Annotated in this window: 11 protein-coding genes; all 11 read left to right on the plus strand. The window is 62.8% G+C overall.

Annotated elements, in window-relative coordinates; genetic code table 11:
- The first annotated feature begins 18 nt into the window (after positions 1-18).
- The 11 genes from bamA to IB274_RS10380 all read left to right on the plus strand — a co-directional run bounded on the left by bamA (position 19) and on the right by IB274_RS10380 (position 14,964).
- Positions 19-2,394: an outer membrane protein assembly factor BamA gene (bamA, locus tag IB274_RS10330; RefSeq protein ID WP_192431850.1), complete on the plus strand. Its 2,376-nt coding sequence runs from the start codon at positions 19-21 to the stop codon at positions 2,392-2,394.
- A gap of 48 nt (positions 2,395-2,442) precedes the next feature.
- Positions 2,443-2,946 (plus strand): OmpH family outer membrane protein, encoded by a 504-nt coding sequence (locus IB274_RS10335; protein WP_045210010.1) that lies wholly within the window; start codon positions 2,443-2,445, stop codon positions 2,944-2,946.
- On the plus strand, positions 2,946-4,007 hold the full coding sequence (lpxD, locus tag IB274_RS10340) for a UDP-3-O-(3-hydroxymyristoyl)glucosamine N-acyltransferase (protein ID WP_192431851.1): 1,062 nt from the start codon (positions 2,946-2,948) through the stop codon (positions 4,005-4,007). The genes IB274_RS10335 and lpxD overlap by 1 nt, the downstream gene beginning before the upstream one ends.
- 48 nt (positions 4,008-4,055) lie before the next feature.
- Complete coding sequence (gene fabZ, locus IB274_RS10345; RefSeq protein WP_081517895.1) at positions 4,056-4,496, plus strand: 3-hydroxyacyl-ACP dehydratase FabZ; 441 nt, start codon at positions 4,056-4,058, stop codon at positions 4,494-4,496.
- Positions 4,493-5,269 (plus strand): acyl-ACP--UDP-N-acetylglucosamine O-acyltransferase, encoded by a 777-nt coding sequence (lpxA, locus tag IB274_RS10350; RefSeq protein ID WP_192431852.1) that lies wholly within the window; start codon positions 4,493-4,495, stop codon positions 5,267-5,269. The genes fabZ and lpxA overlap by 4 nt, the downstream gene beginning before the upstream one ends.
- A 2-nt stretch (positions 5,270-5,271) precedes the next feature.
- A complete protein-coding gene (lpxB, locus tag IB274_RS10355) occupies positions 5,272-6,414 on the plus strand; it encodes a lipid-A-disaccharide synthase (RefSeq protein ID WP_192431853.1) in 1,143 nt (380 codons plus the stop codon).
- The gene (rnhB, locus tag IB274_RS10360; RefSeq protein WP_192431854.1) at positions 6,414-7,025 is read left to right on the plus strand and encodes a ribonuclease HII; all 612 of its coding nucleotides are present in this window, start codon (positions 6,414-6,416) and stop codon (positions 7,023-7,025) included. The genes lpxB and rnhB overlap by 1 nt, the downstream gene beginning before the upstream one ends.
- A 154-nt stretch (positions 7,026-7,179) precedes the next feature.
- Entirely contained in the window at positions 7,180-10,710 is a 3,531-nt protein-coding gene (gene dnaE, locus IB274_RS10365) for a DNA polymerase III subunit alpha (protein WP_192431855.1), read from the plus strand.
- A 114-nt stretch (positions 10,711-10,824) separates the two neighbouring features.
- On the plus strand, positions 10,825-11,775 hold the full coding sequence (gene accA / locus IB274_RS10370; RefSeq protein WP_192431856.1) for an acetyl-CoA carboxylase carboxyl transferase subunit alpha: 951 nt from the start codon (positions 10,825-10,827) through the stop codon (positions 11,773-11,775).
- 69 nt (positions 11,776-11,844) lie between these two features.
- Positions 11,845-13,164 (plus strand): tRNA lysidine(34) synthetase TilS, encoded by a 1,320-nt coding sequence (gene tilS, locus IB274_RS10375; RefSeq protein ID WP_192431857.1) that lies wholly within the window; start codon positions 11,845-11,847, stop codon positions 13,162-13,164.
- A gap of 171 nt (positions 13,165-13,335) precedes the next feature.
- Positions 13,336-14,964 carry a CTP synthase gene (locus IB274_RS10380; protein ID WP_192431858.1) on the plus strand — a complete coding sequence of 543 codons (1,629 nt, stop codon included), beginning with the start codon at positions 13,336-13,338 and terminating at the stop codon, positions 14,962-14,964.

The raw sequence follows: 14,964 nt of genomic DNA on the forward strand, positions 1-14,964 counted from the left end.
TTGGAATAAAAGGACTCCATGAAACGCTTTCTGCTTCCCGCGGCCCTTTCCGCGCTGATGATCGCCCAGGTTCACGCCGAGTCCTTCACTGTTTCCGATATCCGGGTCAACGGCCTGCAGCGCGTGTCTGCCGGCAGCGTGTTCGCGGCGTTGCCGCTGAACGTGGGCGAGCAGATCGATGATCGCCGCCTGGTCGAAGCGACCCGCTCGCTGTTCAAGACCGGCTTCTTCCAGGATATCCAGCTCAGCCGTGATGGCAATGTGCTTATCGTCAACGTGGTCGAGCGTCCGTCCATCTCCAGCATCGAGATCGAGGGCAACAAGGCCATCACCACCGAAGATCTGATGAAAGGTCTGAAGCAGTCCGGCCTCTCTGAGGGCGAAATCTTCCAGCGTGCGACCCTCGAAGGCGTTCGCAACGAGTTGCAGCGCCAGTACGTGGCGCAGGGCCGCTACTCCGCCGAGATCGAGACCGAAGTGGTGCCGCAGCCGCGCAACCGCGTCGCGCTGAAGATCAACATCAACGAAGGCACCGTGGCGGCCATTGCCCATGTCAACGTGGTGGGCAACACCGTCTTCTCCGAAGAAGACCTGACTGACCTGTTCGAGCTGAAGACCACCAATTGGCTGTCCTTCTTCAAGAACGACGACAAGTACTCCCGCGAGAAGCTCTCCGGCGACTTGGAACGTCTGCGTTCCTACTACCTGGATCGCGGCTACATCCACATGGATATCGCCTCCACCCAGGTGTCCATCACTCCGGACAAGAAGCACGTCTACATCACCGTCAACGTCAACGAAGGCGAAAAGTACACCGTCAGCGACGTGAAACTCTCCGGCGACCTGAAGGTGCCGGAAGATGAAGTGAAGAAACTGCTGCTGGTGAAGAAAGGCCAGGTGTTCTCCCGCAAGGTGATGACAACCACTTCGGACCTTATCACTCGTCGCCTGGGTAACGAGGGTTATACCTTCGCCAACGTCAACGGTGTTCCCGAGCCGAACGACGAGAACAAGACCGTATCGATCACCTACGTGGTCGATCCGGGCAAGCGCGCCTACGTCAACCGCATCAACTTCCGTGGCAACACCAAGACCGAGGACGAAGTACTCCGTCGCGAGATGCGCCAGATGGAAGGCGGCTGGGCTTCGACCTACCTTATCGACCAATCCAAGCAGCGCCTCGAGCGCCTGGGTTACTTCAAGGAAGTCAACGTCGAGACCCCGGCGGTTCCGGGCACCGACGACCAGGTCGACGTCAACTACAGCGTGGAAGAGCAGCCGTCCGGGTCGATCACCGCGAGTGTGGGCTTCGCTCAGAGCGCCGGTCTGATCCTTGGCGGCTCGATCAGCCAGAACAACTTCCTGGGTACCGGTAACAAGGTCAGCATCGGCCTGACCAAGTCCGACTACCAGACCCGCTATAACTTCGGCTTCGTCGACCCCTACTGGACCGTCGACGGCGTGAGCCTGGGCTACAACGCCTTCTACCGCAAGACTGACTACGACAAGCTCGATGTCGACGTATCCAGCTACTCGGTGAACAGCCTGGGGGCTGGGGTCAGCATCGGCTACCCGATCAGCGAGACATCGCGCCTGACATACGGCCTGACCGTACAACGCGACGAAATCGACACCGGTGCCTATACCGTCGACGAGATCTTCGACTTCATCGAGAAGGAAGGCGACAGCTTCACCAACTTCAAGGCGTCCATCGGCTGGTCCGAGTCGACCCTGAACAAGGGCGTGCTGGCGAACCGTGGTCACTCCCAGAGCCTGGTGCTGGAATCCACCATTCCGGGCAGCGACCTGTCGTTCTACAAGCTCGACTACCGTGGCCAGATCTTCGCCCCGCTCACCGAGACCTACACCATGCGCTTCCATACCGAGCTCGGTTACGGCGGCGCCTACGGCGACACTGATCGTCTGCCGTTCTACGAGAACTACTACGCGGGTGGCTTCAACTCGGTGCGCGGCTTCAAGGACAGTACCCTGGGGCCGCGCAGTACGCCGAGCAAGGCGCGCAGCAACGGCGACGGTCCTGATGCGGACGGCCGCTACACCGACCCGGATCAGGATCCGCAGGCCTTCGGTGGTAACATTCTGATCACCGGCGGCGCCGAACTTCTGTTCCCGCTGCCCTTCGTGAAGGACCAGCGTCAACTGCGTACCGTGCTGTTCTACGACATCGGTAACGTGTTCGACACTGATTGCCCGATCTCCACTACCCAAGGTTGTGACGGCGTCAAGTTCCAGGACATGGCCATGTCCGCGGGTGTAGGTCTGACCTGGATCACCGCACTGGGCCCGCTGAGTTTCAGCCTGGCTACTCCGATCAAGAAACCGGATAACGCCGAAACCCAGATCTTCCAGTTCTCCCTGGGACAGACCTTCTAATTGGCCGTATCGTTGTAATGACAACCATGCTTTGTGCAGGAGTGCATTGTGCGTAAGTTGACCCAGTTCGTCCTGATCACCGCCGCCCTGGCAGCGAGCCCCGCGTTCGCCGACATGAAGATCGCGGTGCTCAACTATCAGATGGCACTCCTCGAGTCCGATTCGGCCAAGCAGTACGCCGTCGACGCCGAGAAGAAGTTCGGTCCCCAACTGACCAAGCTCAAGGCCCTTGAAACCGACGCCAAGGCCCTACAGGACAAGCTGGTCAACGGTGGTAGCAAGATGTCCAACGCCGAGCGTGAAAAGGCCGAGGGCGACTTCAAGCAGAAGGCTCGTGACTTCCAGTTCCAGTCCAAGGAGCTGAACGAAGCCAAGGCCGTTGCTGACCGCGATATGCTGAAGAAGCTGAAGCCGAAGCTGGACCAGGCTGTCGAGGAAACCATCAAGAAAGGTGGTTATGACCTCGTGGTCGAGCGTGGTGCCGTGGTCGACGTCAAGCCGCAGTACGACATCACCCGCCAAGTCATCGAGCGCATGAACCAACTGCGCTGATGATGACCGAGCTGTCCTTTACCCTCGCCGAACTGGCTGCGCAACTCGATGCCGAGTTGCGCGGCGATCCCGCTCAGGTGATCAGCGGGCTGGCTACCCTGCAGGATGCAGGCGCCGGTCAGTTGAGCTTCCTGGCCAATCCGCAGTACCGCAAGTTCCTCGAAGGCAGCAAAGCCAGCGCAATCCTGCTGACTGCCGCTGATGCCGAAGGCTTTACCGGCAATGCGCTGATCGTCCCCAATCCCTACCTGGCCTACGCCGGACTGTCCCACCAGTTCGACCGCAAGCCCAAGACGCCGGTCGGCATTCATCCCACCGCGGTGGTCGATGAAGGCGCACAGGTCGACGCGAGCGCCAGTGTCGGGCCTTATGCCGTGATCGAGGCCGGTGCGCAGATCGGTGCCAACGTCACCATCGGTGCCCACTGCTTCGTCGGTGCGCGCAGCGTGGTTGGCGACGGTGGTTGGCTTGCGCCGCGCGTGACGCTCTACCACGACGTGCGCATTGGCAAGCGCGTGGTGATCCAGTCCGGCGCCGTGCTGGGTGGTGAGGGCTTCGGCTTCGCCAACCACAAGGGCATCTGGCAGAAGATTGCCCAGATTGGCGGCGTGACCCTGGGTGACGACGTCGAGATCGGCGCCAACACCACCATCGACCGTGGTGCGCTGTCCGATACCCTGGTGGGCAATGGCGTGAAGCTGGACAACCAGATCATGATCGCCCACAACGTGCAGATCGGTGATCACACTGCCATGGCCGGTTGCTGCGGGATTTCCGGCAGCGCCAAGATCGGCAAGCACTGCATGCTTGCCGGCGGTGTTGGCCTGGTTGGCCATATCGAGATTTGTGACAACGTCTTCGTCACCGGGATGACCATGGTGACCCGTTCGATCACCGAACCGGGCTCCTACTCGTCCGGTACCGCCATGCAGCCTGCGGCTGAATGGAAGAAGAGTGCCGCGCGCATTCGTCAGCTGGATGACATGGCCCGTCGTCTGCAGCAGCTGGAAAAGCGCGTGGCCGCCGTGACCCCAAGTGGAGACGCTCCATCAGATGCGTGATCCACGCATTTTATGGCGTTTCCCTTTTCTGAACAGGCTCCCCTGAACATGATGGACATCAACGAGATTCGCGAATACCTGCCTCATCGCTACCCCTTCCTGCTGGTGGATCGGGTGGTCGAGCTGGACATCGAAGGCAAGCGCATTCGCGCCTACAAGAATGTCAGCATCAACGAGCCGTTCTTCAATGGCCACTTTCCCCAGCATCCGATCATGCCGGGCGTGCTGATCATCGAGGCCATGGCCCAGGCTGCCGGCATCCTCGGTTTCAAGATGCTCGACGTGAAGCCGGCTGACGGTACCCTGTATTACTTCGTTGGCTCCGACAAGCTGCGCTTCCGCCAGCCGGTGCTGCCGGGCGACCAGCTGCAGCTCAACGCCCAGTTCCTGAGCGTCAAGCGCGGCATCTGGAAGTTCGATTGCCATGCCACCGTCGATGACAAGCCGGTATGCTCGGCCGAAATCATCTGTGCGGAACGCAAACTATGAGTTTGATCGATCCTCGCGCCATCATCGACCCGCGCGCAAAGCTGGCTGACGACGTAGAAGTGGGCCCCTGGTCCATGGTCGGGCCAGATGTGGAGATCGGCGAAGGTACGGTGATCGGTCCGCACGTGGTGGTCAAAGGCCCCACGAAGATCGGTAAGAACAATCGGATTTTCCAGTTCTCCAGCGTGGGTGAAGATACCCCCGACTTGAAGTACAAGGGCGAACCGACTCGCCTGGTGATCGGCGACAACAATGTGATCCGCGAGGGTGTAACCATTCATCGCGGCACCATCCAGGATCGCTCGGAAACCACCATTGGTGACCACAACCTGCTCATGGCCTATGTGCACATCGGCCATGACAGTGTGATCGGCAACCATTGCATCCTCGTGAACAACACCGCGTTGGCGGGGCATGTTCACGTGGACGACTGGGCGATCCTTTCCGGCTACACCCTGGTGCATCAGTTCTGCCGCATCGGCGCCCACGCCTTCTCCGGCATGGGTACCACTATCGGCAAGGACGTCCCGGCCTATGTCACGGTCTTCGGCAACCCCGCCGAGGCCCGCAGCATGAACTTCGAGGGCCTGCGCCGTCGTGGTTTCAGCGCTGAGTCGATTCAGGCTCTGCGCCGGGCCTACAAGGTGGTCTACCGCCAGGGCCTGACGGTGGACGAGGCGCTGGCCGAGCTGGCTGAAGTCTCCGCGCAGTTCCCGGAAGTCGCGGTGTTCCGTGACTCCATCCAGAGCTCCACCCGCGGCATCACCCGCTGACCATGCAACCGACCGCACGCAAGCTGCGCGTCGCCCTAGTCGCGGGCGAGGCGTCCGGCGATATCCTCGGCTCCGGCCTCATGCAGTCGCTCAAGCAGCGTCACCCCGACATCGAGTTCATCGGTGTCGGCGGTCCGCGCATGCAGGCCGAAGGGCTGCAATCGCATTTCCCGATGGAACGCCTGGCTGTCATGGGCTTGGTCGAGGTACTTGGCCGCCTGCGCGAACTGCTGCGCCGGCGCAAGGACTTGGTCAAGATGCTGATCGCTGCCAAGCCGGACGTCTTCATTGGCATCGATGCGCCGGACTTCAATTTGACTCTCGAATTGAAGCTGCGCCGCGCCGGTATCCGTACCGTGCACTACGTCAGTCCCTCCGTCTGGGCCTGGCGGCAGAAGCGTGTACTGAAGATCAAGGAATCCTGCGACCTGATGCTCGCGCTCTTCCCCTTCGAGGCGCGTTTCTACGAAGAGCATGCGGTACCGGTGCGGTTCGTCGGCCATCCGCTGGCCAACACTATTCCGCTGGAAGCCGACCGCGCCGGTGCGCGCGAGCGCCTCGGTCTGCCGCATGACGCCAGCGTCGTCGCGCTCCTGCCCGGGAGCCGGGGAGGGGAGGTTGGCAAGCTCGGCGCGCTGTTCCTCGATACTGCTCAGCGCCTGCTTCAGGATCGCCCCGGCCTGCGCTTCGTGTTGCCTTGCGCGAGCCCCGAACGCCGCGTGCAGCTCGAAACGATGCTCGCGGGTCGCGATCTGCCGGTGCAATTGCTCGACGGTGCCTCCCACGAGGCGCTCGCCGCCTGCGACGCCGTACTCATTGCCTCCGGTACCGCCACGCTGGAAGCGCTGCTGTACAAGCGGCCAATGGTCGTCGCCTACAAGGTGGCGCCCATGACCTACCGCATCCTCAAGCGGCTGGTGAAGAGTCCGTACATTTCCTTGCCGAACCTGCTGGCCGGACGCCTGCTGGTGCCGGAACTGATCCAGGACGCGGCGACTCCCGAGGCGCTGGCCACTACCTTGTTGCCCCTGCTCGACGACGGCAGCGTGCAGACTGAACCCTTCGATGCCATCCATCGCGCGCTGCGCCAGGATGCATCCGCGCAGGCCGCCGAGGCGGTGCTCGCCTTGGTGGAGAAACGCTGATGCAGATGGGTCTGGACTTCACCCTGGTGGAAGAGCTGGTTGCCGGCGTCGACGAAGTCGGTCGTGGTCCGCTCTGCGGTCCCGTGGTAACCGCGGCGGTCATCCTCGATCCGGCTCGGCCGATCAAGGGTCTCAACGACTCGAAGAAACTCAGCGAGGCCCGCCGCGAGGCGCTGTTCGACGAGATTCGCGAGAAGGCCCTGGCTTGGTGCATCGCCCGTGCCGAGGTGCATGAGATCGACCAGCTGAACATCCTTCACGCCACCATGCTGGCCATGCAGCGTGCGGTGGAAGGTCTCAGCGTCACGCCGAGACTGGCTCTGATCGACGGCAACCGCTGCCCGAAGCTGAAGGTACCTTCTGCGCCGGTCGTGCAGGGCGACGCCAAGGTGCCAGCTATCGCCGCTGCTTCGATCCTGGCCAAGGTCAGCCGCGACCGCGAGATGCAGGAAATTGAAGCGCAGTACCCCGGCTACGGCATCGGGGGCCATAAGGGCTACCCGACGCCTGTGCACCTGGAGGCGCTCAAGCGTCTGGGCCCGACGCCCATCCACCGTCGTTCCTTCGGGCCGGTGCGCGCGTTGCTGGAAAACCCCGCCGGTATCCTGTAACACCCTGTTATTACTCTGGAATTCCTCGCGGCCAGGGTCTCGACGGTGACTTCAATCACCCGGCGCGACGGCTGGCCCATTGATCCCTGTAGCTTTGCGGACAGCCCCGGTACAATCCGGGGCTTGCCGTTTTTCGCGTTTGCCAAGGACCACCATGACCGCCACCTTCGTTCACCTGCGTCTGCACACCGAATTCTCCCTGGTCGACGGCCTGGTACGGGTCAAGCCGCTGATCAAGGCGGTCGGCGGGGCGGGTATGCCGGCGGTGGCGGTGACCGACCTGAGCAACATGTGCTCGCTGGTGAAGTTCTACAAGACGGCCATGGGCGGCGGCATCAAGCCGATCTGCGGCGCTGACATCTGGCTGGCCAACCGTGACGAGGACGGCCCGCTCACTCGCCTGACCCTGCTGGCGATGAACGCCAAGGGCTACCGCAACCTGACCGAGCTGATTTCCCGCGGCTGGCAGGAAGGTCAGCGCAATGGCGAGATCATCATCGAGCGGCAGTGGGTGAAGGAGGCCGCCGAGGGCCTGATCGCGCTGTCCGGTTCCAAGGAAGGCGAGATCGGCATGGCGCTGCTGGAGGGTGACGACGCCCTTGCGGATTCCCTGTTGGCCGAGTGGCTGGAGGTCTTCCCGGATCGCTTCTACCTGGACATCCAGCGCACCGGTCGTGTGAACGACGAAGAGCACGTGCATGCCGCCGTGGCCCTGTCCGAGCGCAGCGGTGCACCGCTGGTGGCGACCAACGACGTGCGCTTCGTCAAGCAGGAAGACTTCGAAGCCCATGAAACTCGGGTGTGCATCGGCGAAGGTCGCGCCTTGGATGACCCGCGCCGGTCGCGCAGCTATTCCGACCAGCAGTATCTGAAAAGTCCGGAGGAAATGGCTGAGCTGTTCAGCGATATCCCCGAGGCTCTGGAAAACACTGTCGAGATCGCCAAGCGCTGCAACATCGACGTGCAACTGGGCAAGTACTTCCTGCCCAACTTCCCGATCCCCTACGACGACATGGACATCAACCAGTACCTGCGCCATGTTTCGTATGAGGGCCTGGAAGAGCGCCTGGCGGTGCTCTGGCCGAAGGAAACCACGCCCAATTACGAAGAGAAGCGGCAGATCTACGTCGATCGTCTGGAGTTCGAGCTGGGCACCATCATCCAGATGGGCTTCCCCGGCTACTTCCTGATCGTGATGGACTTCATCAAGTGGGCCAAGAACAACGGCGTGCCGGTCGGCCCGGGCCGGGGCTCGGGTGCCGGCTCGCTGGTCGCCTACGTGCTGAAGATCACCGACCTCGACCCGCTGGCCTATGACCTGCTGTTCGAACGTTTCTTGAACCCCGAACGTATTTCCATGCCCGACTTCGACGTCGACTTCTGCATGGAGGGCCGCGACCGGGTGATCGACTACGTGGCCGGTGCCTATGGCCGCAACGCGGTCAGCCAGATCATCACCTTCGGCTCGATGGCGGCGAAGGCGGTGGTGCGCGACGTCGCGCGGGTGCAGGGCAAGTCCTACGGCCTGGCCGACAAGCTGTCGAAGATGATCCCCTTCGAAGTGGGCATGACCCTGGAAAAGGCCTTCGAGCAGGAGGAGATGCTTCGCGATTTCCTCAAGTCAGACGAGGAAGCCCAGGAGATCTGGGACATGGCGCTCAAGCTCGAAGGCGTCACCCGTGGTACCGGCAAGCACGCCGGTGGCGTGGTGATCGCGCCGACCAAGCTGACCGACTTCGCCCCCATCGCCTGTGACGAAGAGGGCGCCGGCCTGGTGACCCAGTTCGACAAGGACGACGTGGAAGCCGCCGGCCTGGTGAAGTTCGACTTCCTCGGCCTGCGTACCCTGACCATCATCAAGTGGGCGATGGAGATCATCCACCGCATCCAGAAAAAGGCTGGCGAGACCGATCTGGTCGATATCGACCGCATCCCGCTGGACGACAAGAAGACCTACGACCTGCTGCAGAAGGCAGAAACCACTGCGGTCTTCCAGCTTGAATCGCGCGGCATGAAGGAGCTGATCAAGAAGCTCAAGCCGGACTGCCTGGAAGACCTCATCGCACTGGTGGCGCTGTTCCGTCCCGGTCCGCTGCAGTCGGGCATGGTGGACGATTTCATCAACCGTAAGCACGGTCGGGAAGAAATCTCCTATCCGCACCCGGATTACCAGTACGCCGGCCTCGAGCCCGTGCTCAAGCCCACCTACGGCATCATCCTGTACCAGGAGCAGGTGATGCAGATTGCCCAGGTGATGGCGGGCTACAGCCTCGGCGGCGCGGACATGCTGCGTCGCGCCATGGGCAAGAAGAAGCCCGAGGAAATGGCCAAGCAACGCGGTGGCTTCATCGAAGGTTGTGCCAGCAACGGCATCGACGCCAACCTGGCGGGCAACATTTTCGACCTGGTGGAAAAGTTCGCCGGCTACGGCTTCAACAAGTCGCACTCGGCCGCCTATGGCCTGGTGTCGTACCAGACCGCCTGGTTGAAGACCCACTGGAAAGCCCCGTTCATGGCCGCGGTTCTCACCGCGGATATGCAGAACACCGACAAGGTGGTGACGCTCATCGAAGAGTGCCGCCACATGAAGCTGCGCATCCTGGCGCCGGATGTGAACAACTCCGAGTTCCGCTTCACCGTCGACGAGGACAACCAGATCGTCTACGGCCTGGGCGCGATCAAGGGCGTCGGCGAAGGTCCGGTGGAAGCCATCACCGAGTGCCGCAACGAAGGCGGGCCGTTCAAGAACCTGTTCGACTTCTGCGACCGTATCGACCTCAAGCGCGTCAACAAGCGCACCCTGGAAGCGCTGATCCGCGCCGGTGCCCTGGATCGTCTTGGCCCGCACTTCCATGAAGAGCAGAAGGCCTACCACGCCCACGTCGACATCAACCGCGCCGTATTGCTGGCGTCCATGGAAGAAGCCGTAAAAGCCGCCGAGCAGACCTCGCGCAGCAATGACAGCGGCCACATGGACCTGTTCGGCGGTGTGTTCGCCGAGCCCGAGGCCGATGTCTACGCCAACCACCGCAAGGTCAAGGAGCTCAACCTCAAGGAGCGCCTGAAGGGCGAGAAGGACACCCTCGGCCTTTACCTGACCGGTCACCCGATCGACGAGTACGAAGGCGAGGTGCGACGTTTTGCCCGCCAGCGCATCGTCGAACTGAAGCCCGCGCGCGACACCCAGACTGTTGCCGGCCTGATCGTCAACCTGCGGGTGATGAAGAACAAGCGCGGCGACAAGATGGGCTTCGTAACCCTGGACGACCGCTCCGGCCGCATCGAAGCCTCGCTGTTCGCCGAAGCCTTCGCCGCCAACCAGGCGCTGCTGCAGACTGACGCGCTGGTGGTGATCGAGGGCGAAGTCAGCCAGGACGACTTCTCCGGCGGCCTGCGCCTGCGCGCCAAGCGCGTGATGGGCCTGGAAGAGGCCCGTACCTCGCTGGCGGAAAGCCTGCGCGTGCGTGTCCATGCCGATGCCCTCAAGGGCGACCGCCTGCGCTGGCTGGCCGATTTGTGCACCCGTCACCGCGGCAGCTGTCCGGTCACTGTCGATTACAGCGGCGAGTCGGCCCGTGCATTGCTGCAGTTCGGCGAGCAGTGGCGGATCGACCCCGCAGACAACCTGATTCAAGCGTTGCGTGACCAGTTCGGCCGCGACAACGTCTTCCTGAACTACCGCTAGCGTGAGCGGTGGCCGAAGGCCGCCCGCCCGCCAGTCTCGACCCTCGGCGCCCGATACCGTAAGGTAGGGCGCCTACGGACCAGGCCCAGCCGCCAACAGAACGACGGATAGCCCATGAACCCGAATTTTCTCGATTTCGAACAGCCCATTGCCGACCTGCACGCCAAGATCGAAGAGCTGCGGTTGGTCGGTAACGACAACGCCCTGAACATCACCGACGAAATCTCCCGTCTGCAGGAGAAGAGCAAGGCGCTGACCGAGAACATCTTCGGCAACCTGTCCAGCTGGCAGATCGCCCAGCTCGCGCGCCATCCGCGTCGCCCCTACACCCTGGATTACATCGAGCACATCTTCAGCGAGTTCGAAGAGCTGCACGGCGACCGTCACTTCTCCGATGACGCTGCGATTGTCGGCGGCGTCGCCCGCTTGGAAGACCAGCCGGTGATGATCATCGGCCACCAGAAGGGCCGCGAAGTCCGCGAAAAGGTTCGCCGCAACTTCGGCATGCCGCGCCCCGAAGGCTACCGCAAGGCCTGCCGCCTGATGGAAATGGCCGAACGCTTCAAGATGCCGATCCTGACCTTCATCGACACCCCCGGCGCCTACCCGGGCATCGACGCCGAAGAGCGCGGCCAGAGTGAGGCCATCGCCTGGAACCTGCGCGTCATGGCACGTCTGAAAACCCCGATCATCGCCACCGTGATCGGCGAAGGCGGCTCCGGCGGCGCCCTGGCCATCGGTGTGTGCGATCAGCTGAACATGCTGCAGTACTCCACCTACGCGGTGATCTCGCCCGAAGGTTGCGCCTCGATCCTCTGGCGTACTGCCGAGAAGGCGCCGGAAGCGGCCGAAGCCATGGGTATTACCGCCAACCGTCTGAAGGACCTGGGTATCGTCGACAACGTCATCCCCGAGCCGCTGGGCAGCGCCCACCGCGACCCGGCTGCCATGGCCGAGACCATCCGCACGTCCCTGCTCGGCCAGCTCGATACGCTGAACCAACTGAGCACCGAAGAGCTCCTCGCGCGTCGCTACGAGCGCCTGATGAGCTACGGCGTCGCCTGATCGACACCTTCGGCGCAGCGCGGGTGACGAGGTATCCTTGCCTCGTCCCCGACCCTGCCGATCTGCGCCATGTCTGCTGATTTTCCATCCCGACTGCTGACTTTTCTCGCGCCCTGGCGCAACGCACCGACGTGGCGTGTCGCCTTGTCCGGCGGGCTGGATTCCACCGTTCTCCTGCATCTTCTGGCGCAACTCGCTGCCCGCGAGGCCTTGCCGCCCATCTCTGTCATTCATGTACACCACGGCCTGCAGGCTGTCGCTGATGCGTGGCCGGAACATTGCCAGCGTTTCTGCGACTCCCTTGGTGTGCCGATGCAGGTGGCGCGGGTTCAAGTCGATATCGGCGCCAGCCGCGAGCGCGCGGCGCGCGAGGCGCGGTACGCGGCTTTCGCTGCGGCGCTGGGGGAGGGCGAATGCCTGCTGACCGGCCAGCACCGTGACGATCAGGCGGAAACCGTTCTGTTCCGGCTGTTTCGTGGTGCCGGTGTGCGCGGTTTGTCCGGTATGGCGGCCAGTCGTCCGCTCGGCGCTGGAATGCTGCTGCGCCCGCTGCTGGGGTTCAATCGCGCGGAGCTGGAGCGGTACGCCCGCAGCCATGGGCTGAGTTGGGTAGAGGACCCGTCCAATGTCAGCGACGAATACGATCGCAATTACCTGCGCAACAGGGTGTTGCCGGGCATTGTCCAGCGCTGGCCCTCGGCCGTCGAAACCATTGCCCGCAGCGCGGATCACCTGGCGGAAGCCGACGGGCTGCTGGGGGAGTTGGCGCAGAACGACCTGGTTTCCGCCGGGGCGCGCAACGAATACATCGGTATGCAATTGCCCTCGCTGGCCATCGCCGCATTGGTGGAGCTGAGCGAACCTCGCCAGCGCAATGCGTTGCGCCATTGGCTTTCACCTCTGGCACGCTTGCCTGACAGCGTTCACTGGGCCGGCTGGCGAGATCTGCGCGACGCCCGCGAGGACGCTGAGCCGATCTGGCGCCTTGCCGATGGCGAACTGCGCCGTGCTCATGGGCGGCTCTGGTGGTTGGCCAATCCCTGGCTCGGTTTCGTGCCAGCGAATAAGGCCTGGCGCGATCCGTCGCAACCGCTTTCGCTACCGGAGAATGGCTCGCTGCGTTTCGAGGGCGAACCGCCGGACGGGCCCCTGGAGGTTCGCTACCGGCAGGGCGGGGAGGTCATGCTGCTGGCCGGTCGAGGCTCCCGCGATCTCAAGCGATTGCTCAACGAAGCGGCCATTCCGGTCTTCCTGCGCGCTCGTTTGCCGCTGCTCTGGCGAGCCGACGAACTGCTTGGCGTGGCCCTGCTGCCGGACCTGCGGGGAGAGGCAGGGCAGGGCTGGACTCTGCGCTGGACACCTCCGACGAATGACTCGGGTTTGAGCTGATAGCGGCTTTCCGGTAGACTACGCTCCCGTCTTGTACCGCTCCTGTTGATTCGCCTTCGAATCAGTGGGAGTTCGCTATTTTCACGACGAAGTCGTGAGCCGGGTCCTGGACCCGACACCTTCGCTTCCCCGGCGGCCGAGCCGCCTAAACGCTGACATTCAGGGCTTTTCATGACGCGCTACATCTTCGTCACGGGTGGTGTTGTTTCTTCATTGGGGAAAGGCATCGCCTCGGCTTCCTTGGCTGCCATTCTGGAAGCGCGTGGCCTGAAGATCACGATGCTCAAGCTGGACCCCTACATCAACGTCGATCCGGGCACCATGAGCCCGTTCCAGCACGGTGAGGTGTTCGTCACCCACGACGGTGCCGAGACCGACCTCGATCTGGGCCACTACGAGCGTTTCGTTCGTACCACGATGACCCAGAACAACAACTTCACCACCGGTCGCGTCTACATGGACGTGCTGCGCAAGGAGCGCCGTGGTGACTATCTGGGCGCCACCGTACAGGTGATCCCGCACATCACCGACGAGATCAAGCGTCGCATCATCAAGGGCGCCGGCGATGCCGACGTTGCCCTGGTTGAAGTCGGCGGCACCGTCGGTGATATCGAGTCGCAACCCTTCCTCGAGGCCATCCGCCAGCTGCGCGTGGAGATCGGTTCGCGCCGCGCCATGTTGATGCACCTGACGCTGGTCCCGTACATCGCCACCGCTGGCGAGACCAAGACAAAGCCGACCCAGCACTCGGTCAAGGAACTTCGCTCCATCGGCCTGCAGCCGGACATCCTGGTCTGCCGCTCCGATCACCCGGTGGATATTTCCTCCCGGCGCAAGATCGCCCTCTTCACCAACGTGGAAGAGCGCGCGGTCATTTCGCTGGAAGACGTCGATACCATCTATCGCATTCCGTCCGTGCTGCATGCCCAGGGCGTTGACGATTTCGTCGTCGAGCGCTTCGGCCTGGAGTGCGGCCCGGCCGATCTGTCCGAGTGGGACCGCGTGGTCGACGCCAAGCTCAACCCCGAGCGTGAAGTCACCATCGCCATGGTCGGCAAGTACATGGAACTGCTCGATGCCTACAAGTCGCTGATCGAAGCCATGACCCATGCCGGCATCCAGAGCCGCACCAAGGTCAACCTGCGCTACATCGACTCCGAGGACATCGAGCAGCAGGGCACCAGCCTGCTCGAAGGCGCCGATGCCATCCTTGTTCCGGGCGGCTTCGGCCTGCGCGGCGTGGAAGGCAAGATCACCGCCGTCCAGTACGCCCGTGAGAACAAGATTCCGTACCTGGGCATCTGCCTGGGCATGCAGGTGGCCGTCATCGAATACGCCCGCAACGTGCTGGGCTGGACCGATGCCAACTCCACCGAGTTCGACAAGTCCAGCGGCCACCCGGTCGTCGGCCTGATCACCGAATGGCAGGACGCTACCGGCGCCACCGAAGTGCGCACCGAAGCTTCCGACCTGGGCGGCACCATGCGCCTGGGCGCCCAGGAATGCCTGCTGTCCGCCGGCACCCTGGTGCACGACTGCTACGGCAAGGAAGTGATCGTCGAGCGTCACCGTCACCGCTACGAAGTGAACAACAACCTGCGTCCGCAACTGGAAGCCGCTGGCCTGAAGATTTCCGGCCGCTCCGGCGACGGTGCGCTGGTGGAAGTCGTGGAAGCGCCGGACCATCCGTGGTTCGTGGCCTGCCAGTTCCACCCGGAATTCACTTCCACCCCGCGTGATGGCCACCCGCTGTTCAGCGGCTTCGTCAACGCCGCCCTGAAACAAGCCGGGAAAGCCTGA

Origin of the sequence: Pseudomonas sp. PDM18 (assembly GCF_014852585.1) — a bacterium.
In the GTDB taxonomy this organism is placed as follows: Bacteria; Pseudomonadota; Gammaproteobacteria; order Pseudomonadales; family Pseudomonadaceae; genus Pseudomonas.